Origin of the sequence: Pontiella desulfatans, assembly GCF_900890425.1 — a bacterium.
GTDB classification, from domain to species: Bacteria; Verrucomicrobiota; Kiritimatiellia; order Kiritimatiellales; family Pontiellaceae; genus Pontiella; species Pontiella desulfatans.
In genome coordinates this window covers 364,197-388,119 of sequence record NZ_CAAHFG010000004.1, presented here as the reverse complement: position 1 = coordinate 388,119, position 23,923 = coordinate 364,197, and the positions used below count along the sequence as shown (strand labels likewise).

The 23,923-nt window shown below is 60.3% G+C and carries 13 protein-coding genes; 4 read left to right on the top strand and 9 right to left on the bottom strand.

Going from position 1 to position 23,923, the window contains the following annotated elements:
* Window positions 1-73 precede the first annotated feature (73 nt).
* Both E9954_RS27200 and E9954_RS27195 read right to left on the bottom strand, forming a co-directional pair.
* The gene (locus E9954_RS27200; RefSeq protein WP_136082450.1) at window positions 74-2,131 is read right to left on the bottom strand and encodes a serine/threonine-protein kinase; all 2,058 of its coding nucleotides are present in this window, start codon (window positions 2,129-2,131) and stop codon (window positions 74-76) included.
* A complete protein-coding gene (locus tag E9954_RS27195; RefSeq protein WP_168442633.1) occupies window positions 2,128-2,736 on the bottom strand; it encodes an RNA polymerase sigma factor in 609 nt (202 codons plus the stop codon). Before E9954_RS27195 ends, E9954_RS27200 begins: the two co-directional genes overlap by 4 nt.
* 175 nt (window positions 2,737-2,911) lie before the next feature.
* Between E9954_RS27195 and E9954_RS27190 the strand changes: the two genes are divergently transcribed.
* Window positions 2,912-6,769 (top strand): glycoside hydrolase family 2 TIM barrel-domain containing protein, encoded by a 3,858-nt coding sequence (locus tag E9954_RS27190; protein WP_168442632.1) that lies wholly within the window; start codon window positions 2,912-2,914, stop codon window positions 6,767-6,769.
* A gap of 90 nt (window positions 6,770-6,859) precedes the next feature.
* Here E9954_RS27190 and E9954_RS27185 read toward each other — a convergent pair whose 3' ends face one another.
* The 6 genes from E9954_RS27185 to E9954_RS27160 form a co-directional block, all read right to left on the bottom strand.
* Window positions 6,860-8,446, bottom strand: coding sequence for an Rne/Rng family ribonuclease (locus E9954_RS27185; protein ID WP_136082447.1), 1,587 nt, complete (start codon window positions 8,444-8,446; stop codon window positions 6,860-6,862).
* 12 nt (window positions 8,447-8,458) lie between these two features.
* Window positions 8,459-9,637, bottom strand: coding sequence for a rod shape-determining protein RodA (rodA, locus tag E9954_RS27180; protein WP_136082446.1), 1,179 nt, complete (start codon window positions 9,635-9,637; stop codon window positions 8,459-8,461).
* Window positions 9,637-11,814, bottom strand: a complete 2,178-nt coding sequence (locus E9954_RS27175; RefSeq protein WP_168442631.1) for a peptidoglycan D,D-transpeptidase FtsI family protein — start codon at window positions 11,812-11,814, stop codon at window positions 9,637-9,639. Before E9954_RS27175 ends, rodA begins: the two co-directional genes overlap by 1 nt.
* Window positions 11,811-12,320, bottom strand: a complete 510-nt coding sequence (gene mreD, locus E9954_RS27170) for a rod shape-determining protein MreD (protein WP_136082444.1) — start codon at window positions 12,318-12,320, stop codon at window positions 11,811-11,813. The genes E9954_RS27175 and mreD overlap by 4 nt, the downstream gene beginning before the upstream one ends.
* A complete protein-coding gene (gene mreC / locus E9954_RS27165) occupies window positions 12,317-13,159 on the bottom strand; it encodes a rod shape-determining protein MreC (protein WP_136082443.1) in 843 nt (280 codons plus the stop codon). The genes mreD and mreC overlap by 4 nt, the downstream gene beginning before the upstream one ends.
* Window positions 13,160-13,228: 69 nt before the next feature.
* Window positions 13,229-14,257: a rod shape-determining protein gene (locus E9954_RS27160; protein ID WP_136082442.1), complete on the bottom strand. Its 1,029-nt coding sequence runs from the start codon at window positions 14,255-14,257 to the stop codon at window positions 13,229-13,231.
* Between the two features lie 267 nt (window positions 14,258-14,524).
* Here E9954_RS27160 and E9954_RS27155 point away from each other — a divergent pair, with 267 nt between their 5' ends.
* The 3 genes from E9954_RS27155 to E9954_RS27145 all read left to right on the top strand — a co-directional run bounded on the left by E9954_RS27155 (window position 14,525) and on the right by E9954_RS27145 (window position 23,081).
* Window positions 14,525-19,603 carry a RecQ family ATP-dependent DNA helicase gene (locus E9954_RS27155; protein WP_222847338.1) on the top strand — a complete coding sequence of 1,693 codons (5,079 nt, stop codon included), beginning with the start codon at window positions 14,525-14,527 and terminating at the stop codon, window positions 19,601-19,603.
* A 204-nt stretch (window positions 19,604-19,807) separates the two neighbouring features.
* Window positions 19,808-21,172, top strand: a complete 1,365-nt coding sequence (locus tag E9954_RS27150) for a TrpB-like pyridoxal phosphate-dependent enzyme (protein ID WP_136082440.1) — start codon at window positions 19,808-19,810, stop codon at window positions 21,170-21,172.
* 451 nt (window positions 21,173-21,623) lie between these two features.
* Complete coding sequence (locus E9954_RS27145) at window positions 21,624-23,081, top strand: NAD(P)-dependent malic enzyme (protein ID WP_136082439.1); 1,458 nt, start codon at window positions 21,624-21,626, stop codon at window positions 23,079-23,081.
* A gap of 157 nt (window positions 23,082-23,238) precedes the next feature.
* Here the strand turns inward: E9954_RS27145 and E9954_RS27140 are convergent, their stop codons facing one another.
* Window positions 23,239-23,712, bottom strand: coding sequence for an EF-hand domain-containing protein (locus E9954_RS27140; protein ID WP_136082438.1), 474 nt, complete (start codon window positions 23,710-23,712; stop codon window positions 23,239-23,241).
* Window positions 23,713-23,923: the final 211 nt, after the last annotated feature.

Sequence of the window (23,923 nt, the reverse complement as noted above, 5' to 3'; positions counted from 1 at the left end):
AACTTCGGCCTTGGTGCCCCAACGATGGTCTTGAAAAATCACGTATCACGTATCACGTATCACGTATCACGCCTCAGCGGATGGAAACGCTGATCGTTGACGGCAAAGCGGCCAGCTGCGCGTCCGTAAACTGGTTTGGGGCCACAATCAGCGTTTTCAATGCTGGAAAAAGGCTTATGGGTTTTAGGTCAACCACTTCGGTGTTGCTGATATCGAGCGACTGAATCCGCAGTGTTTTAATCTGATTCAGATCCTGAAGCCCCGTGTGGTGGACATCCAGCGTCCGGATATTGATAAACCGCAACGGGCTTTCGCCGGAGTTGACATTGGATTGGATCACGAACCTCTTTAAGTTGATTCCCGATAGTTCGAGCGAAGCGTTTTCGGGATCATATTCAAATCTGCCTTCGGTCCACCGGTTGTTCCACCCGCGCAGAACGGCCTCCACGACTTTTTCATACCCGGTCTTGTCCTCACGTACGGCATCGTCGTAGACGAGCATCCGCTCCATCAATGCCGTGCGGTACATTTTGGACGCTTTCAGATCCCCGATCAACTCCGCGAACCAGTCGAGGTTCAACAAGTGGCCGGATTTTCGGTTTTTATATTTCCGGCTTAGCTCCCACAGATCAATGTGGCTCTTGCCGCCCCTTTTAAGATGGTCTTCCGCAACGGCGAACTCCTGCCGGATAAAATGGCGGAACCCGATCTCCCCGGAGTAATAGGGCGAGGGCGCCTCCCTCGCAAGCAGGTTGAGTTGCTGCAGGGAGAGCTCGATCGCCAAAACCGGATCCAAATAGATAAAGTCGAGGTTTTGCCTGAACAACTGTTGCTCCCGGTTTTCGGCCACGCTTCCGATCAACCGCAGATTGCGATCCAGCTCTTCGCGATAGAGGGCGGATGCCGTTTCGGCTTCGATCCGCAGGGCTTCGGCTTCCTGCCGTTGCGTGTCGGCTTCCTCGCGCCGGATTTCGGCCAACTCATGAGCCTGTCGGGTGTCTACCAGACTGCCCTGTAGCTGCTGAATAAACAGAACGGTGGTTGCAACCACCACCAGCAGAGCCATCAGTCCAACCAGGCAGGCCGCTCGGTTACGCTTAAAAAAGAGCGCCGATTCCTTGATCAACCCGGCATTTTCGGCCGAGGTGGAAAATCCCGACAAAAAGTTTTTCACATCGTCGCGCAGCTCCGCCGCGGATGTGTAGCGATGGGCAGGTTTTGGATTCAGGGCCTTCATCACCACGGCGTTCAAGCCCGCCGGTACATTTTTTTTCGGAAAGGCCTTGGCCGGGGAAACAACCTTGCCGGCCAAGGTTTGTTCCCGGATTTCCTCCAGGTTCCCTTTGAACGGGGGTTGCTGGGTGAGAATCGCATACAGCATGCAGCCCAGGGCAAAGACATCCGTTTGGAAGGTTTTCACGCCGCCCTTCTCGAACTGTTCCGGCGCCATGTAGCCGGGCGTCCCTTTCAGCTCGCCGGAGAGGGTCATATTGTTCAGCAGGTCGGGGTTGAACAGCATGAGATCAAACTCCTGCCCATCGCTTTCATCCCCGTCGGCGATCTTCCCCAGCCCCCAGTCGCAAATAAACACTTCACCGAAGCGGCCCACCTGGATGTTTTCCGGTTTAAGGTCAAGATGCAGCACCTTTTGCGAGTGGGCATAGGAAAGCGCATCGCACAGCTTTACGAAAATTTCGAGCAGCTGCTCGCGCGGCATCTTGTTTTTCCTCAGGATATTCGCCAGCGAATCGCCGCGCTTCAAATCCATGGTAAAGAACGGTCGACCATCGGGGAACAGGCCGATGTCGTGGATGGAGATAATGTTGGGATGTTCCAGCAGGGCCGTCAGGCGCGCTTCGCGCAGAAAAGGTTCGTAGAGTTCCGCCGGCGCATGGGCGCGTAGCTCGGCCATGGCCACCTGCCGCCCGGTTTTGGTGTCGAACACCCGGCTGACCTTCTTCATGCCGCCGCGCGCCAGCACCTCGGCATCCGTGTAGCGGTCGCCCGAAGCTCTCAGCTCGGCATGGATCGTCCCTTCGGAATCTTCCGCCGAGACCCGCTCCCCGTACATGGAGCTGAGCATGCGGGCCATGCCGTCCAGCTCATCATTGTTGAAGGGCGCTTCGCTCACACCGACTCCAACTCGTTTCGGAGGTGTTGGATTTCCTGCGCAAGCCGAACCTTCACCCGGTTCTTCAGCTTGATGACCGAGTTCGGCTTCACGCCGAGATGCGCGGCAATCTGCGCGGAGCTTTTCCCTTCCACGCTCAGGGTAAACGCCTTGATGGCGCCTTCGGAAAACAGGGCGGATATATTCTTGAGGGCCAGCTTCACCACGTAGACTTCCCACTCCTGTTGGATAATCTTTTCGATTTCCGGTTCCTCGTTGGTGAAGAGGCCCCCAACGGATTCATCGCGGGTGGCCACGGCGTGCCTGGTGTCGCGGCGCTGGTTGGCCCGGATATGGTTCAGCACCTGGTTGCGGATCACGTGGCTGAGCCACGAGCGGAACTTCGCTCTGTCCTGGTCATAGATATGGTTCGGCAGGCTTTTCCAGATCCTGACCAGGACCTCCTGCGTCAGGTCATCAAGATCCACCGAATAGAGGTTCATCTTGCGCAGGATCATCACAATAAAATCGCGGTAGTACGCAACGAACTCCTCCCAGGCCGCCTCGTCGTCCTGGTTCTTCGCCCGCATCAGCAGGCTTTGCCGTGTTTTCCACTTCGTACCCATTGGTATAACACGTAAACACATCTACATGGTTTTGTATACCACCCATAAAGGTAGGCGCGTTGGGCCGCAACTCATTTCCCGCGTCCTTCATAGCGGTCTGGCGGGGTTTATGAATATATAGGCTCAGATGCTTTTGCTGCCTAGCATACCAAATGAAAGAGAGTTGGTTTTGACCATGAAATGTTCCCTCGTCCGTTCCTCGGTTTTGCTTCTGTTTGTTGTCAGCTGTGCAGTCGCAGAGCGTCAAAGGCTGTCGGCCGATTTTGATTGGAAATTTATCCAGGCGGATGTTTCCGGTGCGGAGGCCTTGGGCTTCGACGACGCCTCGTGGCGGTCGCTGAACGTTCCGCACGACTGGAGCATCGAGGGCGAATACAGCGCATCGGCCAACGGCGGCGGCAAGATCGGCTACCTGCCGACGGGCGTCGGGTGGTACCGCAAAAACCTGGCGATTCCTCCGGCGTGGCAGGGCCAACACGTTTCGATCCAGTTCGACGGCGTCTTCCGCAAAAGCACGGTCTATGCGGACGGGGCCGAGTTGGGGCACCGGCCCTACGGCTACATTTCGTTCGCCTACGATCTCACCGACCATATCGCCGGCAAAACCAATCTGGTGATCGCGGTGCGGGTGGACAACAGCCTGCAGCCCGCCGCGCGCTGGTACACCGGCTCCGGAATCTACGGCCACGTCTGGACCTCCGTCGCCAACAAGGTGCATGTGGACCGTTGGGGAACCCAGGTGGTCTCCTCCTACGACGGCTCCGATGCAACCGTGGATGTCGAGACGCGGATGGTGAACCAACATGGCGCCACAACCAATGTCAGCTGCCAGGTGGAGCTCTACGATGCGGCCGGCACGCTCGTCGGCCAAAGCTCAGCGCAAACGTTGAGCGTATCGCCGGGCGGAACCAATACCTTTTCACAGCAGGCCCACATCCCGAATCCAGACCTTTGGTCGCCCGGTTCGCCCAACCTCTACACGGTTCACAGCGTGCTCAAGGCTGCCGGCGTGGAAATCGACCGCTACGAAACCACCATCGGTGTGCGTACGCTCGCCTGGGATCGCAACTCCGGGTTCGAGCTCAATGGCGAGCCCCTCAAAATCCACGGCATGTGCAACCACTGGGCCCACGGCCCGCTCGGCGCCGCCGTGCCGGACGCGGTGGTGCGCAACCGTCTGCAAATGCTGAAGGATATGGGCGCCAATGCCGTGCGCACCTCGCACTATCCGCGCCCCCCGATCTTCTATGAACTGTGCGACCGCATCGGCCTGATGGTGATGGACGAGATTTTCGACGGCTGGAAGCAAAAGGCGGCGCAGGATTACGGCGCGCTCGATTTTAACGACTGGTGGGAAACCGACATCACCGACTGGCTGATGCGCGACCGCAACCACCCGAGCGTCATTCTCTGGAGCCTCGGCAACGAAACCTCCGGATCCACCGCCGCCGCAAACATGCTCGCCGTCTGCCATGCCATGGATCCGTCCCGCCTTGTGACCAGCGGTAGCTCCAACGAGGAGATGATGGATGTCTACGGCGAAAACGGCGCCACCGAACGAATCAACTTCACGTCCAATCCCAGCTCCACCGCGCCCTTCATCGGTACGGAATGCACGCATAGCTGGATGGCGCGCGGCGTGTACCGCACACAAACCTGGTACCGCGACGGCTACAACGCAACCACCGTGCTCGAAACGCCGAATCTGACCCCGTCGGAAATCTTCACCTACGACTGGGCCGGGAGCCACACCTATAAACGGGCCTTCAACTCGTCCTACGACAACGCCTACGTGCGCGACAACATCCGCCATTTCCAGCAAAAGGTGCAGGAGTCGGACTGGCTCAGCGGCGCCTTCCGCTGGACGGGCTTCGACTATCTCGGCGAAGCCGACTATATCTACGGTGGCTGGCCGTTCCGCCTGTTCAGCTCCGGCGTCATCGACGTCGCCGGCTTCCCGAAGGACGCCTGCTATCTCTACCAAAGCCTCTGGACCGACGGCAACGAGTCGCCGATGATCCACATCCTGCCAAGCTGGACCCACCCCGTGATGGTCGAGGGGACGGAGGTTCCCGTGGCCGTCTATTCCAACTGCGAAGAGGTGCGGCTCTACAAGGACGGCGGCCTGCTGGGAACCAAGGCCCTCGGCGGCCTCGATGGCGGTTGGGATCAAATGGCGGCCGAGTGGCTGGTGCAATGGCTTCCGGGAACCCTGAGGGCCGAGGGCTACATCGGCGGAACCAAGGTGGTCGAAAAATCCATCGAAACAGCAGACCTTCCCGCCTGCATCCAACTCGAAAGCAACAACACGAATCTTTTGGCGGACGCGCGCGACATGGCCGAGGTCGTTGTCTCCATCAACGACACCAACCACGTGTTCTACCCCTACGGCGAAAACCGCGTCTGGTTCGAACTCTTCGGCCCCGCCACCCTCAAATCCGTGGGCAACGGCGGCCCGACCGACACCGATCCGCACCGGGCGGATAACCGCCGCGCCTTTATGGGCAAGGCCAAGGCTTTCGTGGAATCCACAACGGACGACGGCGAGATCCTGCTGCTGGCCGCCGCGATCCTCGGCGAGCGGCGGCAGATTACATCCGACCGGGTTTCCATCCATGTGGACCAACTCGCCCTCCGGGGTGCGCCCGCCAACAAAACCATCGCCATCTACTACACGGTCGACGGCTCAGAACCGGACGATAGTTCCACACCCTACACGGAAAGCTTTTCCGTCAACCTCGGCACAACCGTGAAGGCCGCCATCTATGCCGACGGCGCAAAGGTCGTCTCCTGCGAAGAGCTGTTCGATGAGGACGAAGGGCTCTATTGGGGCGCGCCCGCCATCTCCGCCGTCGGAACGCTCTATCAAGCCGAAGACGCGGATTCCGCCGGAGCGGCCGTGGCCGCCAGCGGTTCCGGCTGGAAGGGGACGGGCTTCCTCGACTTCTCCAACGGCGAAGGATTCATCGAATGGTCGGTCACCACCGACGGCGATGACGAAGAGGTGGTGCTGGCCTTCCACTATGCCGGCGCCGATCCCGACGGCGGCCGTCCGATGCGCTTCGAATTCAACGGCGAACGGATCGACGATGCGTTGGAGTTCCCCAACACCGGGGATTGGGACACGACGTGGGCAACGGTGCGCTCGACCCGCAAACTCAAGAACGGCTCAAACCTCATCCGGCTTTCAACCTCCGGTCAAAGCGGAATGAATTTCGACCAGCTCGAAGTCATCTATCCAAGCACGGGACCCTACGAGGCGGAGGATGCAGCGCTTTCCGGCCCCGTTGTCAAAACCGGCGGCAGCGGCTGGACCGGATCCGGATTCGCCGATTTCAGCAGCTCCGAGGGGAGCATCACTTGGATGGTCTACGCATCGCAACCGGGCGATTATGAAATCCAAGTGCGCTACACCAGTGGCGATTCTAATCGCAACCGCCCGATGGACCTCACTATCAACGGCACTACGGTGGCGACGGATTGGGAATTCCCCAGCTCAGGGGGTTGGACCTCCAGTTGGACCACCCAATCCTCCGAGCAACACCTACAGGCCGGCAACAACACCATCCTGCTCGAAACCACGGGCCAAAGCGGCGTCAACATCGATTCGCTGGACGTCGTTTTGGTCCGCCTCGATATTCCGCCGCCCTCCACCTACGGGAACTATGTGCAGACCGCTTTCGCCGGAAACTCCGGCGCCGATACCAACCTGCTCGGCGATGCGGAAGGGGATGGACTCCTGAACATCTGGGAATACATGCAGCTCACCGATCCGCTGGCCAGCAACGACAGCCCCTTCGGAATCTTCCTCGGCAACGACGGCGAGCCGCGCCTTTGGTACAGGCGGAACACGCAGGCCACCGACTACGCCATTTCCATCCAGAGCAGCGCAACGCCCACCCAATGGATCGCCGCCGCCTATTCCGAAGAATCCACCGCGCCCGACGGCGCTGCCCAAGAGGTTGTCGTCAAACCCGCAAGCACCAACGAACCCGCGCTCATGTTCCGCCTGCAGCTGGCCCCGGCTCCATGAGCCCATGCGTCTAATTAGAATTGACGGCCGTCAATTCTAATTAGACGCATGGGGGGTGGCAGGGTTGGGTTGGGCGCCTGTTACCGTGGCCTAGTTTTCAATGCTGGTGAAGAGCACGCGGCCGTTGTCGTCGTTGGTGATGGTGAATTCCTCGATGTGGAAGTGGCCATCGGAGACGAAGGTGAGGTGCCCCTGGAACTCCTTCTCCATGTCGATGAGCGCCTGCTCGTCTTCCTTGCGCAGGCGGTCGAGCACGAGCGGGTTGACGGTGACGCGCATGGAGTGCGTGCCGTTGCGGTCCTTGCGCATGCACTCGCTGACGCGGCGCTGGATCTCGACGCTCATGGAGAGCGAGGATTTGACGCGTCCGCGTCCGCTGCAGTAGTTGCAGTCGGTGTAGCCGGAGGTGAAGATGGACTCCTCCACGCGCTGGCGGGTCATTTCGAGCAAGCCGAGCTGGGAGATCTGCAGCACGTTGGTGCGGGCGCGGTCTTTCTTGAGGGCTTCCTTGAGGCAGCGGTAGACCGCGTTCTGGTCGCGCTTGGACTTCATGTCGATGAAGTCGACGATCACCAGTCCGCCGACGTTGCGCAGGCGCAGCTGGCGGGCGACTTCCTCGGCCGACTCGAGGTTGACCTGCAGGATGGATTCCTCCTGGCTCTTGCTGCCCTTGTGGCGGCCGGTGTTGACGTCGATGGCGATGAGCGCTTCGGTTTCGTCGAAGATCAGGTAGGCGCCGGACTTCATCCAGACCTTGCGGCGGTAGGCGGACTCGATCTGCTTCTCGACCTCGAAATAGTCGAAGATCGGCTCCTCGCCGCCATACATCTGCACCCAGTTGCGCGAGCGGCGCGAAAACTTGGCGATGATCTGGCGGGTGGCATCGAACATTTCGCGGTTGTCGATGTAGATGCGGTCGATGTCTTCGGTGAGGTAGTCGCGCACCACGCGCTCGGCGAGCTTGGGCTCGGAATAGAGGCAGGTGGGGGCGGCATCGTTCTTGATGCCGGATTCGATGTCGTTCCAGATTTCGAACAGCGTACGGGCGTCGCGCGCAAAGCTGACCTTGCGCGTGCCGGAGCCGGCGGTGCGGACGATCAGGCCAATGTTTTCCGGGATCGGCAGGCGGCTCAGGATTTTCTTGAGGCGGTTGCGCTCCTTCACATCGTCGATCTTGCGCGAGATGCCTTTGAGGTGCGTGCCGGGCATCATGACCAGGAAGCGGCCGGGGATGCTCAGGTTGGCGGTCACGCGCGGGCCCTTGGTGCCGATGGCATCCTTGGTGACCTGCACGATGATCTCGGAACCGACCGGGAAAATCTTCTGCATTTCGCCGGGCTTGTATTTCTTGCGGCGGCGGGTGGAGCTCTTGGCGCGGATGCCTTCCTCGCGTTCGAGGCGCGCGGCGTCTTCCGGAATCATGTCCCAGTAGTGGATGAAGGCGTTCTTTTTCAGGCCGATGTCGACGAAGGCGGCCTGGAGGCCGTCCTCGAGGTTCTGGATCTTGCCCTTGAAGATGCTGCCGACGATACGGTTGTCTTCCTGGCGTTCAATGTGGAAATTGTCGAGTTTGCCATCCTCCAGCACCGCAACGCGCGTTTCGAGCGTTTCGATGTTGATGATGATCTCTTTCTTTTCCCGCTTATTGCCACCGATGGCTTTTAGTTTCTTAAGCATGGTACTCTCTCCTTATCTAATTCTCCGGCGCTGGTACACGCTTTGCACCAGCCCGAGCGCGATCATGGTACTCACCATGAAGGACCCGCCGTAGCTCATCAGAGGCAGCGGCAGGCCCGTGATCGGCAGAATGCCGATCGTCATCGCAATATTCACAAACACATGGCAGAACAACATGACGCCGATTCCCAGTGCCACGAGCCGCCCAAACTCATCGCGGGATCGCATCGATACCCGCATACATCTTGCTAACAGTACGGTGTAGAGCGCGATGATGAACGCCCCACCCATAAATCCAGTCTCCTCCGCAATGACGCAGAAAATAAAATCCGATTGCGCAACGGCGGCCGGCAGGAACCCCAGAATATTCTGCGTTCCCTGCAAATAGCCTTTGCCTCCCAGTCCGCCGGAGCCCACGGCAATCTGGGATTGTAGCTTGTTCCACCCCACGCCGGCGACATCATAATCCTTTTCCAGGAAAACCTTGATGCGGTCCTTCTGGTAATCCTCCATGAACGGAATGCTGGGCAGCACCTGGCGACTGGTGGCCACGACGCCTTTCTTCTGCTGCTCTTCCGAAGGTTTTTCAAACTTGATCCAGGTGCAGGCCACCACGGCGACCAGCATAACGAATGCAAGGCCGCCGAGCAGCAGCTTCCGCTTCACCCCCATGTAGAGCAGGATGGCCAGCGTGATCGGCGCGAGGGTGAGCGACGTGCTCAAGTCCGGTTCGGCCGCAATCAATAGGAACGGAAGCCCGGCAATGGCGGCGCACATGATAAGGGTTTTCCACTCGTCCATGTCGCGGTCGGGGGCCGAGAGGTAGGCGCCCAGCTTGATGGCCACCGCGATCTTCGCCAGTTCGGAGGGCTGGAGGGTGAAGCCCGGCAGCGGGATCCAGCGCTGGGCCCCGTTGTTGGCCGGAAAAAGGAAGACCAGGAGGAGCAATACGATCGACCCCGCATAGACCCACCAGGAAAGGGCGGAGAAAATCTTGTAGTCGAACCAGACCAACGCGGCATAGACGCATAATCCAATCCCGGCAAACAGCAACTGCTTCACCCAGCTGTTGCCGTAGCTTTCGGCCGACTTGAACTGGGCGCTGTAGACAAACGCCACACTCATCGCCACCAGCAATAGGATGGTGCCCAGCATGGTCCAGTCGATGCGCTTGGGATTAATGCCGTCCATCACAGCACCTCCTCTTTGAGCGTGCCATCGTAGTGGAAAATCTTCGAATAGAGCTCGTGCAGGCGCGGGGCCACCGTGGTGCCGCCGTAGACGCCGTCCTGGACAATGAAGGCAATGGCGTAGCGCGGGAAGTGGAACGGCGCGTAGGAAATCATCCAGGTGTTCTTTTTTCCCAGCTCCTTCGGGCCGTATTCCGCCGTGCCGGTCTTTCCGGCAATGATGATGTCGTCCACCTGGACGCACTTCGCGGCCTCCTCGCCGCCCATCACCACGTCGTGCATGCCGCCGCGAACCTGCGCGAGGGCTTCGTCCGGAATGGGGATGTAGCGGATTTTCGAGGTGGGGTTGGGATCGTAGGGCCGTTCGGGATCGAACCTGAATTTCTTGATCAGGCGGGGCCGGTAGAGGTGGCCGCCGTTGGCGATCGTTGCGGCGACCATCGCCATCTGCAGCGGGGCCACGATCAGTTCGCCCTGGCCGATGGAAAGGTTGCAGGCGCCCGCCAGCCCGACCGCTTTTTCCGGCAGGTTGCCGTATTTGTTGCCCTTGGTCATGAACGTGCCGGAGAGATCCTCGACGTCCGGGAAGAGGCCAACGGGCTGGCCCAGGCCAAAATCCTTCGCCATGCGGTAGATCGGTTCATAGCCGACTTCGATCGCCATCTTGAACATGTAGACGTTGCACGATTTTTCCAGCGTTTGCCGGATGGAGAGGTCGTCCCCGTGGCCGTAGCGGGCATGGCAGCGCATCTTGCGCTTGCCGATCATGTGGTATCCGGGGCAGTCGTGGTGCACGTCGGCATACTCCGGGTGCTCGCGCAGGACGCCCAGGCAGGCGATGGGCTTGAAGGTGCTGCCCGGGGCATACTGCCCGTAGACCGCGCGGTTGAGCGTCGGGGCGTTCGTATCGGTCATCAGCTTTTGCACATATTCGCTCGAAGCCATGTATTCGTTGGGGTCGAACAAGGGCGAACTGACCATGGCGAGCACATCGCCGTTGTTCGGGTCGAGCACCACCACGGCGCCTTTCACCGGCCCCTCGAACGGATCGGTGTCGAGGTGCATGGTGAGGGCTTCCTTGGCGAACTGCTGGATGCTGCGGTCGATGGTGAGCTGGAGGTCGCCGCCGGGGCGCGACGGCAGGGTTTGCAGGTCGCGGTGGCGGAAGCCGTCGGCATCGATCTGGACGAGCTGGTAGCCCGGTTCGCCCTCGAGCAGCTCGTTGTATAGCCCTTCCAGGCCTTTCTTTCCCTTGATTCCGCGGACATCGAAGTGGAATTGTTCGCCCGGTTGCTCGTCCGGTTTCCCCGTGTCGGCTTCGCGGGTGAAACCGATGAGGTGGGCCAGGTTTTCGCCTTCGGGGTAGGTGCGGTCGGGCAGGCAATAGATGTCGGTGGCGGTCAGGTCGGAGCAGGTGTCGGCCCATTTGGCGATGGTTTTCTGGTCGAGGCGCTTCCAGGCCAGCAGGGGCACGGGACGCTGGGAGTTGATGTGCCGCTTGATGGCTTGCAGGCCAATGGGAAGCTTTTCCATGTCGACCCGGCCGTGGAGGCGTTCATGGATCTTGTAGACCAGCTCCAGCGTGTTGGCGGCCGTGGAGGTCGCCCGTTCTTCCAGCTCCGCCGTATGGATCACGATGCCGCCGTCGACCACCGGATTCTTCAGTTCCAGGCCGGGCACCTCATAGCGTTTGTTCCAGCCCTTGGGCGGGGCCGTCCACTGCTCGAACCCGATGCGCCATTTGCGGATCTCGTCCGGGGTGAGGTTTTTGTAGACGGCCAAGGGTTTATCGGGGGCAAAATGCAGATGGCGCTTGATGTCGTTGTAGCTCACATCCGGCTTGCGGCCGACGCGCAGCCAGATTTCGTGCACGAGTTCGAGGGTTTTGGCCACCATGGATTTCGGGGCATAGAGCTCCTCGGTGTAGATGGCGATGCAATAGTTCGGGACGCTATCGGCCAGCACGGCGCCGTTGCGGTCGTAGATCATGCCGCGCACGGCGGGCAGGCGGATGCGCCGGACGCTCTGCTTGAACAGCTGGTCGTCGAACGATCCCTTGGCACGCACCTGCAGCTTCCACAAATTGGTGGCCAGCACGCCCATGGCGAAAACCATCAGGCCGAAGACGGCCCAGATGACGTGGTTGCTCGAAGCGCGTTTTTGTTGCCTCACCTTCATTGCCATCCGTACCCCCGTCGTTTGGGGAGGGCGGCCTCCAGCTTGTTGATCGAAAACGAGACGAGCGGCAGCGTGGCCATGCCGAGCCAGAAGGAGCCGCCCAGCCGCAGCAGCGTAAGGCCGAAATGCATCGGCCGTTGCCCGGTGGCGGAGTAGATCAGCAACGAGGCGAACGCGGTGAACAGCCCGACGGCCGCTCCGAAGATCAACTGCGAAACCAGGCCGTCGGCAAACACTTCGCTGCGTATCTTGTTGGCTAGGATACCGATGACCGGGAAGGCCAGCAGGGCGGGGCCGAACGCGCCGAGGTTGAGGCCATCCTGCAGCAGCGCGGCGGCAAAGACGACCAGCCACATGTCGCGGTTGTCGCGCCGCAGGGCATAGTAGAGCACCATCGCGGCGAGGATCGGCGGCTTCATGGAGCCGAAGAGCGGCCAGGCCGGCAGCACCTGCTGGAGCAGGGCGCCGAGCATCAGCAGCAACGCCATGAGAATGCGGCGCTTCATCCTTCACCTCCCGTATTGGAGACCACGAAGACATAGTCGAGCAGCCCCACGGTGGCGCCCGGAATGAGCTCGGCATGCTGGAACAGGCCCGTCTTGTCCATATAGACCTTATCAACATAGCCGATGTGCACGCCCTTGGGGAACTGCCCTTCGCCTTCTCGGCTGGAGAGTCCGGAGGTGACGACCTCGTCGCCGACCTTGATTTCGATGTCTTTGTTGATGAATTCCATTCGAGCCTTGGGGTAGCCCTTGAGTGTGCTGCCGGCGCCGCGCACCAGGCCGTAGCCGCCATCCTTGATGCGGGCGATCCGCGCCGAAACGCGGCAGGCGGGATCGGAAACGAGCAGGACTTCGCTGGTCAGTTTCGAAATTTCCTTGGTGCGGCCAACCAGGCCGTCGGGGCTAATGACCGCCAGGTTGGCCTCGATGCCGTCGGCGCTGCCCTTGCCGATGCGCACGGAGTTCCACCAGCCGGAAATATTGCGGCTGATGACATCGCAGGGGATCATGGTGTAGGAATTGATGCTGCGGAACTTGAAGGCGCGGCGCAGGCGGGCGTTGTTTTCCTCGGCGTCGCGCAGGTGGTTGAGTTCGGCCTGGATGCGCACGAGTTCATGCCGCAGCTCGCGGTTTTTTTCCACCGCGCCGCCTATGCCGCGGATGGCCGCGGTGGCCTCGGACAGCCGCTGCCAAACGCCGGAAACGCCGCGTTCCGCCGGTGCCATGGCGTCACGAACCGCCCCCTTTCCCTTTTGGGTCAAGGAGGGTAGCGGAACGAACACCACGAGCAGCAGCAGGGCTGTTGCTCCGGCATAGATAAGTTTTTTGTTCCTCAGCACTATCCGTCCCTAACGGGAGGACAGGCGAAAGCCGCACATGGGCGGGGAAAATCGGTCGGATAAAGAGCCCTAGTTGTTGGGCCCCGCCATCTTGCGTAGGAAATTGATTTCGTGCAGGACAATTCCGGTGCCTTCCGCGACTGCGCTCAGCGGATCGTCCGCCACATGCACGGGCAGGGCGGTTTTCTCCGAAATGAGCACATCGAGCCCGCGCAGCAATGCGCCGCCGCCGGCCAGGACCATGCCCCGGTCGACGAGGTCGGCCGAGAGCTCGGGCAGGCAGCGTTCGAGCGTCACGCGGACCGCCTCGACAATTGCATTCACCGGTTCCTGCAGGGCCTGTCGCACTTCCTCGGAGCTGATTGTCAGCGTCCGCGGCAACCCGGCCACCAGATCCCGTCCCTTCACTTCCATGGTGCTTTCGTCACCGGTTGCCAGGGCGGATCCCATCGTAATCTTTATTTCCTCGGCGGTTCTTTCTCCAATCAACAAATTATATTCCCGCTTAATGTGCTGGATTATCGCCTCGTCCATCTCATCGCCGCCAACGCGCACACTCCGGCTGTAAACAATGCCGGCAAGGGAGATCACGGCCACTTCGGTCGTTCCCCCCCCAATATCCACGATCATGTTGCCGGCGGGTTCCTGTACAGGCAGGCCCACCCCGATCGCGGCGGCCATCGGCTCTTCAATTAAAAACACATCGCGCGCGCCCGCATGCATCGCGGAATCCTTTACTGCGCGCTTCTCCACTTCGGTGATGCCGCTGGGCACTGCAATAACCACCCGGGGCCTCACCATCCGTCTTCTGTTATGCACCTTCTGGATAAAATAGCGCAGCATCGCCTCGGTCACTTCGAAATCGGCGATCACCCCGCTCTTCAGAGGGCGGATGGCCACAATGTTCCCTGGCGTACGGCCGAGCATTCTCTTTGCCTCGTCGCCGACCGCCAAAACCCGGTTCGTGCCGGCCTGCACCGCCACGACCGAGGGTTCGCGGATCACGATCCCGCGATCCCGCGCGTATACCAGAGTATTCGCTGTTCCCAGATCGATTCCAATGTCGCTGGAGAACATCCCCATGGCCCGGTTGAACATATTGGTTTTCCTTTAAGTAAAATTGCTTCGTGTAAAATCGGGAAACAATGTGACAAATCGCCCCGCGGGGTCAAGGGCAAAGCGTTAGCATCCTGTGTGCCATTTGGAATTCCGGCGGGGGCCGGCCCGACGGCGTGTTACAATCTTTGGCCTCTTTGCAATCGTTGGGGGAAAGCGGCGTTGATCTGCCTACTTGCAAAGTTCCTTGTTGCATGTGTTTAATGCGAAAAACTAGACTTTGGCTGTATGGATCGTGCTGAAAAATTATTGAATGGAAGCCTGCTGCTGGACTTGGAGACGGCCCCCGATGGAAGGATTCTTAAAGTTGGTGCCATTTTCGGTGCCGAGGCACGGTTTTTTAAGGGGCGGTTCCGGCCATCCGATGTGGTGCAGGCATTGGATGGAATGGCCGGGAATGCCCGTTTCGTGCTCGGCCACAACATCCTCGACCACGACCTCCCGCTGCTGAAGAAGCAGTTTCCCCATCTGGTTCTCCACGAGATTCCGGTCATCGACACGCTGTTGCTTTCGCCGATCGCCTTTCCGGAAAATCCCTACCACCACTTGGTGAAGGACTACAAACTCGTCAGCACCGCCTTGAACGATCCGGTTGCCGATGCCCGGAACGCCGCCCTTCTATTCAAGGACCAGCTCGAGGCGTTCGACCCGCTGCGGGAATCCGATGCCGGGCTCTTGCGGTTCTATGCATGGGCCTTTACGGCAACGATGGAGCCTTTGTTCCAGGCGCTGGGGGTCGCGCCTTTCGGGGATCGGGAGGCTGCGGATTTCTTTGCCGAACATGCGGCGGGGTTCGGATGCGCCACAGCGGCTCGGTCGGCGGATTCGGAAAATCGTGAAGCGGCGGCCTATGCATTGGCGTGGCTGCGGGTGGCCGGTTCCAATTCCATTCTGCCGCCCTGGGTTCGGTACCGGTTCCCCGAAGTGGTGAAGCTCGTGCGTACCTTGCGGGAGACCGCATGCGATGACCCCGGGTGCGCATACTGCCGCGCCAACCACAACCCGCAGGAGCAGCTGAAGCGCTTCTTCGGGTTCGACGATTTCCGCCCGGAGCCTTCGCTGCCCGAGGGCGGGAGCTTGCAGGAGGCCATTGTCCGCAGCGGCATGAACAACGAGCCGTTGCTGGCCATCCTGCCGACCGGCGGCGGGAAGTCGCTCTGCTACCAGTTGCCTGCGTTGGTGCGCAACCAGCGCCGGGGCGTCCTGACCGTCGTCATCTCCCCCTTGCAGGCACTGATGAAGGATCAGGTCGACAACCTCAACCGCCTGACGGAATCGAACTTTGCCGCGGCGCTCTACGGCATGCTCACCCCGCCCGAGCGGGGCAGCGTGCTGGAGCGCGTGCGCCTGGGGGATATCGCCTTATTGTATGTTTCCCCGGAGCAGCTGCGCAACGTCTCGTTCAGGAACATGGTGAAGCAGCGGGAGATCGGATGCTGGGTTTTCGACGAGGCGCACTGCCTGTCGCGCTGGGGGCACTCGTTCCGCCCGGACTACCTCTACGCCTCGCGCTTCATCCGCGAACTGGCGGAACAGCAGCGCGTCGAGTGCCCGCCGGTGGCCTGCTTCACGGCCACCGCCAAGTGCGATGTGGTCGAGGAAATCCTGCAGCATTTTGAAAAGGAGCTCTCGCAAGACCTGTGCGTGTTCGATGGCGGCGCCGAACGAACCAACCTGCGGTTCGAAGTTCAGATGATCAATTCGGCGGAGAAGGAAACGCGCGTCTTGCAGCTGCTGAGGGATCGGGTGCCGGAAAACGGCGCATCGGTGGTCTATTGCGCAACGCGCGCCCGAACCGAGGAGATGGCGGAGTGGCTCCAGCTGGCCGGCCTCTCGGCCGAGGCGTTCCATGCCGGTTTGGAAGCGCCCGAAAAACGGCGGATTCAGGATCAATTCATTGCCGGAGACATCCAGCATATCTGCGCCACGAATGCGTTCGGCATGGGGATCGATAAGGAAAACGTGCGCTTGGTCGTCCATGCGGACATCCCCGGATCGCTCGAAAACTACCTGCAAGAGGCCGGCCGCGCCGGCCGCGACAGAAAAGCGGCCCAGTGCGTGCTGCTCTTCGACGAGCAGGACATCGAAACCCAGTTTTCCATGAGTGCCTTTTCGCGGCTCACGCGCAACGACATTGCCCAGATCCTGCGCGGCCTCCGCCGCGCCAAGCGCAACGAGGACAACGAGGTCGTCATCACCGCCGGCGAAATCCTCCGCGACGAGGAGGTGGAAACGGAATTCAACACCACCGATCCCATGGCGGCGACCAAGGTCAATACGGCGGTCTCGATGCTGGAGCGCGGCAACTTTGTCCAGCGCGACGAAAATAAAACCGCCGTGATGCAGGTCAAGCCGTTGATGCAAACCCGCGAGGAAGCCATCGAAAAGATCAACGCGCTGGATCTTGCGGATCGGGTTAAAAGGCAGTGGCACGAAATCATGGCGCAGCTCTTCGACCGCGATCCCGACGAGGCGATTAGCGCCGACGAGCTGGCCGAGCTGCCCTCCATGGCCGTGGCGGAGGAGATCGCGCAGTATCGCACCTTGCGACACGATACACTGCCGGTGTTGCGGATTTTGAAGGACATGGTCGATGCCGGGCTGGTGAAGAAAGACACCCTCCTGAGCGCCTACGTCAAGGTGCGCTGCGCCAATTCCGCCGAGAAGGCGCTGGCGGAGGTCTGCGCGTTGGAGAAGGCGATGATCGCCCTGCTGCGTGAGGAGGAGCCGGATGGCGAGGGCTGGATGGCGCTGAGCCTGCGGCGGCTGAACCAGCGGCTGCTCGACGACGACCACGCCTCCGCCCCCGAATCCCTGCGCAACCTGCTCAAAAGTCTGGCGATGGACGGGCAGGGGCTGGCTGGGCGCAGGGGAAGCATCGAATTGAAATACCGCGACCGCGACCACTACCGCGTCAAGCTGCAGCGCAGCTGGGAAGCCTTGCAGGAAACCGCGGAAAAACGCCAGGCGGTTGCGGGCATTGTGCTGAAGGCCATTGCGGGAAAGGTCCCGGAGGGGACGGGCGGCGAGCATTTGGTGGAATTCAGCGAGAGCGAGCTGGTCACCGCGTTGAAGACGGACATGTTCGTTGCGGCGCAGATCAAGGATTTTAGCTCGGCGATCGAGCGCGGGTTGCTTTTCCTCCATGAGCAACGCTGTATCATCCTCCAGCAGGGGCTGGCCGTGTTCCGTTCGGCCATGACGATCACGATCCTGCCGGAAGCAAAGGGAAGGCGCTTTACCACGGGCGACTTTTCATCGCTCAAGGAGCACTACCGCGAGCGCAATTTCCAAATCCATGTGATGAACCGCTACGCCGCTCTCGGATTGGAAAAGATCCAGGGTGCGCTGGCGTTGGTCGCCGCCTACTTCACGATGGATAAGACCGGGTTCGTGAAGACGTTCTTTCCCGGCGAACAGAAGATGATCGAGCGCGCAACCAGCGCGGAATCCTACCAAAAGATCGTCGACCAGCTGAACAACGGCGTGCAGGTGGCCGTGGTCTCGGCCAGGACGGACGACAATATGCTGGTGCTGGCCGGCCCCGGATCGGGGAAGACCCGGGTGATCGCGCACCGGTGCGCCTATCTGCTGCGCGTCGAGCGCGTGCGGCCGCGCGAAATCCTGGTGGTGTGCTTCAACCGCGCGGCGGCGCTTAGCCTGCGGACGCGCATCCGCGAACTGGCCGGGAAGGATGCCGCCGGCGTAACCGTGCAAACCTACCACGGTTTGGCCATGCGGCTGGTCGGCGCCTCCTTGGCCGAACATTCCGAAAAGAAGGAGGACAATCCCGATTTCGACCAGATGATCCGCGACGCCACCCGTCTGCTGCGGGGTGAGTGCGACCTGCCCGGCCTCGAGCGCGACGAAATGCGCGAGCGCCTGCTGGCCGGATGCCGCCATATCCTGATCGACGAATACCAGGATATCAACCAGGACCAGTACGACATGGTCTCGGCCATCGCCGGCCGGACGCTGGAATCGGACAACGAGGATGCCAGGCTTTCCATCCTGGCGGTCGGCGACGACGACCAAAACATTTACTCCTTCCAGGGCGCGAATATCCGCTTCATCCGGCAGTTCGAGCAGGACTATGCCGCGCGTACCCACTTCCTCGTCGAAAACTACCGCTCCACCCAAAACATTATCGCCGCCGCTAACCAGCTCATCGCGCTGAACCGCGACCGCATGAAAACCAGCCACCCGATCCAAATCAACAAGGCGCGGCGCTCCGACCCACCCGGCGAACCCGTGCGTATTGTGGCCTGTTCCGATGCGTTGCTCCAGGCGCGCTTCGTTCTCGAAGAGATCCGGGCTCGCGGCGGCGGAAGCATCGCCGTGTTCGCCCGCACCAACCAGGAGCTGCACCCCATCCGCGCCGCGCTGGAATCCGAGGGCATTCCGGTGGCCATGGCCGCCGGGCGCAAAAGCAACGTTCCGCTCCATCGCCTGCGCGAGCCGCAGGCGTTGATTGCGTTCATCAAGGGATTGGGCCAGGCCACGGTGTCGGCCAGCCGCTTGCGCCGGGCATTCCGCGACATGGAAATCTACGAATCGAACAGCCCTTGGTGCCGCATGGTGGACGGCATCCTGGCCGAGTGGGAAGAGGCAACCGGGAACCATGCCCGCATGCCAGGCGATGCCGTCGATTTCATCTACGAAGCGCTGCACGAACTCCAGCGTGCTCCCTGCGTGGGCGACGAAGTCTACCTTTCCACCGTGCACGCCGCCAAAGGGCTGGAATTCGACCATGTAATCATGCTCGGAAAATGGAACGGGCAGGTGGCAACGGATCAGCAGGAAGAGGAACGGCGGCTCTATTACGTGGGCATGACGCGTGCGCGCCAAACATTGACGCTGTGCACGCTGGAAGGGCACAGCAACCCGTTCACGGAAAAATTGGCTTTGGCGGGAACCAGAAGGCTGCGGGCAGGCGCGTTGGAGCATCCCGATGCCGCGGTTTTGCAGACACAATATGCACTACTCGATCTAAAGCAGGTTTATATCGGTTACCCCGTCTATTCCCCTGCAACGCGGCGGCGAATTGCAGCGCTAAAGGTGGGTTCGGTGGTGGGCCTGGAAAAACACGCCGATGAAAACAGGATTTTCCTGCGCAACGAAGCCGGGCTGAAGGTGGGGGCCTTGTCCCAGGCGGCAAGCCTCGATTGGCACGGCAAGCTCCCGCTCGTCAAGGAAGCGCGGGTCCATTCCATCATCACCTGGCGGAAGGAATACCTCGACGAGGTTCCCAAAGGCTGCCCCGATGAATGGGAGATCCCATTGGTGGAGGTTTGTTCACATCCCGGAGACCGGTATCGCGAGGACTAGCAACCCGCACCAAAACATTATTTCATAGGACTGATATCCATAAAGAGGTTCTTGGAAAGATGTTGCTGGATCGTGGAAGCGTCCATCTTGCAACCCGGTCTCAATAAGGTTTGGTTGCCGCGCCTCTTGACCTTTCGGGGGGTGAACGCTTAGATTGTTCCGTTGTTTTTTAACGCAATTCATCAACCACATGGGGGTGCACACATGAGTGAACAAATCAAAGTTACCTTGACCGAAGACGAGCTGCCGAGGCAGTGGTACAACCTGAACGCGGATTTCGCCAAGCCGATGCCTCCACCGGTGGGCATGGATGGAAACCCGATCGGCCCTGAAGCACTGGCCCCGGTTTTCCCGATGAACCTGATCGAGCAGGAAATGTGCACCGACCGCTGGGTCGATATTCCGGAAGACATCCTGGGCTACTATAAGATCTGGCGCCCGACCCCGCTCTACCGCGCCCGCCGCCTGGAAAAGGCGCTCGGCACCCCCGCCAAGATCTACTACAAAAACGAAGGCGTTTCGCCGGCCGGCTCGCACAAGCCCAACACCGCCGTGGCCCAGGCGTGGTACAACAAGCAATTCGGCATCAAGAAGCTCACCACCGAAACCGGCGCCGGCCAGTGGGGCTCGGCCCTTTCGTTCGCCTGTTCGCTCGTCGGCGGCATCGAGTGCAAGGTCTTCATGGTGCGGATCAGCTTCGACCAAAAACCATTCCGCAAGGTGATGATGCGCACCTGGGGCGGCAACTGCGTCCCCAGCCCGAGCATGGATACGGAAACCGGACGCAAGATCCTGGCGGAAGATCCGGACACCCCCGGCAGCCTCGGCATCGCCATTTCCGAAGCGATCGAGGAGTGCGTGCAGCGCGAGGATACCCGCTACGCCCTCGGCTCCGTCCTCAACCACGTGATGCTGCACCAATCGATTATTGGCCTGGAATCGCAGGCGCAGATGAAGAAGATCGGCGCTTCCCCGGACATCGTGATCGGTTGCGCGGGCGGCGGTTCCAACTTTGCCGGCCTGGCCTTCCCCTATGCGAACGAAAAGATCCACGGCGCGGACATGCGCATCATCGGTACCGAGCCCGAGGCCTGCCCGACGCTCACGCGCGCGAAATACCGTTACGACTCCGGCGATGTGGCCATGATGACCCCGCTGTTGCCGATGCACAGCCTCGGCCACACCTTCGTGCCGCCGCCGCTGCACGCCGGCGGCCTGCGCTACCACGGCATGGCGCCGATGGTCAGCCACGCGCTCAACGAAGGGCTTATCGAAGCGGCATCGATCGGCCAGACCGAGTGCTACGAAGCGGCGATCCAGTTCGCCCGTACCGAGGGCTTCATTTCCGCGCCGGAAACCTCGCACGCCATTGCGCAGGCGATCCGCGAAGCGAAGCAGGCCAAAGAAGAAGGCAAGGAAAAGACCATCCTCTTCAACTGGTCGGGACACGGCCTGATGGATCTGAAGGGCTACGAGGCCTATCTCGACGGCAACCTGCAGGACTATCCGTTGCCCGACGAGCTGCTCGAAAAATCGCAGCACTCCATGGACGGACTGCCGATGCCGTAAGGGGATGCATGACGATTAAGCCGTGACTGCGAGCTGCGGGAAACCGCGGCTCGCTTTCTAATTGCCCGAATAAACGGCACGGCTCCTGCTTTAAACCCAGGCTAGGCAACACAAAGGAAACCAGATGTATCCCGGACAGAAGAAAAGTGCAATGACATGGCTGGCCCAGATTTTTGTTGGAATCTCGGTCTTGGTATTAATCGGGGCCGTGGTTTTCGGCATCATGGTCACGCGCGACGGGGGCCGGGGATACCGTAACGGCGTTTCCCACGATTCCAACAACCCTCTCAGCATAGGAAAATAGCGGGAATCCGCCTTCTTCCTTCGTTTTTTTTGTGGCGCCCCGTTTCGTGGCTTTGCTCTAATTCCGCGTTCCTCGACGGCTAAAGCATTGATTTGTCGTTGGACGTGGGCATAATCCCCCGTTCAATTTCAAACAGGAGAGATCGCCATGTCGAAAATCGAAAACCTCAAACTCGAAAACCTAGATTCCCTCTTCCCGGAAGCGTTCACGCCCGACCAGGTCGCCAAGGGCAAAACCCTCTTCCTCAAGGAAGTCGCCGAAACCATGCACGAATTCTACGGCGGCAAGATGCAGACCGTTCCGAAGGCGGGCTACTATGGCTTCAACTGGTTCAACGTCTGGTATTCCCCCGGCGTCTCCAAGGTTTCCACCGAAATCCGCGACAACCCGGAGCGCTCGTTCGACCTCTCCAACCGCGGCAACCTGATTGCGGTCGTCTCCGACTCCACGCGCGTGCTGGGCGACGGCGACTGCGGCCCGTCCGGCGGCCTCGGCGTGATGGAAGGCAAAGCCTACCTCATGAAATACCTCGGCGGCGTCGATGCCATTGCGCTCTGCGTGGATTCCCGCAATGAAAAGGGCGAGCACGACCCGAAGAAAATCATCGAGTTCGTCAAGATGCTCCAGCCCAGCGTGGGCGGCGTCAACCTCGAAGACATTTCCCAGCCCAACTGCTTTGAAGTCCTCGACACCCTGCGCGACGAATGCGAGATCCCGGTTTGGCACGACGATGCCCAGGGCACCGGCTGCGTCACCCTCGCCGGCCTGATCAACGCCGTAAAGGTGGCCGGCAAAAAGATGGAAAACGTCAAGATCGCCATGCTTGGCGCCGGAGCTTCCAACACCACCATCGCCAGCCTCATCATCCAGGCCGGCGGTGATCCGCAGAAAATGATCATCTGCGATTCCAAGGGCGGGCTGCACACCGACCGCGCCGATATCGAGGCCGACAAGGCGTTCTACAAAAAATGGGATCTCTGCCAGACCACCAACCCCGGCAAGGTCAACTCCATCGACGAAGCCATGAAAGGCGCCGACGTGCTCATCGCCCTGTCCCGCCCCGGCCCCGACGTGATCAAGCCCGAGTGGGTCTCCACCATGGCCGAAAAATCCATCTGCTTCGTCTGCGCCAACCCCGTGCCGGAAATCTACCCGCACGCCGCCAAGGCCGCCGGTGCCTACATTGTCGCAACCGGCCGCGGCGACTTCCCGAACCAGGTCAACAACTCCCTCTGCTTCCCCGGGCTGCTCAAAGGCGCGCTACTGGTGAAAGCCAGGAAGATTACCGACAAGATGGCCATCGCCGCCGCCTACGCCATTGCCGAGACCGCCGAGAAGAACGGACTGCATGCCGACTACATCGCGCCGCTGATGGACGAAACCGAAACCTTCCCCGCCGTCGCCAAAGCCGTTGCCTTGCAGGCCATCGAAGACGGTGTTGCCCGTGTCCAGATGACAGGCGACGAGGTCTATGCCAAGGCCAAGGCCGACATCGACGAAGCGCGCAACCTCACCCAGCATCTCATCGACAACCGGTTCATCAAGGAACCCACCACCGAAATGATCGAGGCCTGCCTGGAGAAGGCCATCGCGCAGGTGGGTTAACAGACCTTGATCGCCACATCCCTCCCTGTGTGGAGCAGGCTTTCTTGCATGGTCAAGGGCGGACAGGAATGCCCGCCCTACAGTTGCTTTGCCGGAGGGGCGCACGGCGTCCGCCCCTCCACGAAACAACCTTGCGGTAGCTCATAGGCTAGATGTTCTAGTCATCGTCGCCGTCATCGTTGCTTTTGTTTTTCTCGTCCTTTTTCTTTTCGGCGAGGCGCTTGCGCTCTTCTTTCTTTTTCTCCTCCTCCTTTTTCTTCTTGGCCTCTTCCTCGGCCTTGGCTTTTTTCGCGGCCTCGATCTTTTGCTTTTGCTCGGCGAGCGTCATTTTCTTGTTCTGGGGCGGTTTCTTGGCCGCGAGTTCCGCCGGGGACAAGTATCCGTCCTGATCGGTATCTCGCTTATCGAAGGATGCACCGGCGGCGGCTTCATCGAACGGTTTTCCGGCGGTTTCCTTGAGGTTTTTGCCGTAGGCCATGAACTCGTCCTTCGACACGCGTTCGTCGGCATCCTGGTCCATGTCCTGGAAGGTGTTGGACGGAGCGGCCGCTGAGGCTTGCAGGGTTGCGCAGGTCAGGGCGAAGGAAAGCGAAAGGGACATGACGACCCTTTCATGGAGGTTCTTCTTCATTCTGTTCTCCTGGAAGAAGTGTTCTTGCCGCCGTACTCACTGCCCTCCCACACGGGTGGACTCTCGAAAGCCTTTATGCGACGGTGGAGTAGATAATTCGCCCGAGAGGGGTTGGCAAACTTATTTTATCCAATTCGGGGGCAGGCCATGGCCGATTCGCGCAGCAGGAGAACACGCGTTGTATGAATGAATAATGACGAAGCACCCAAAC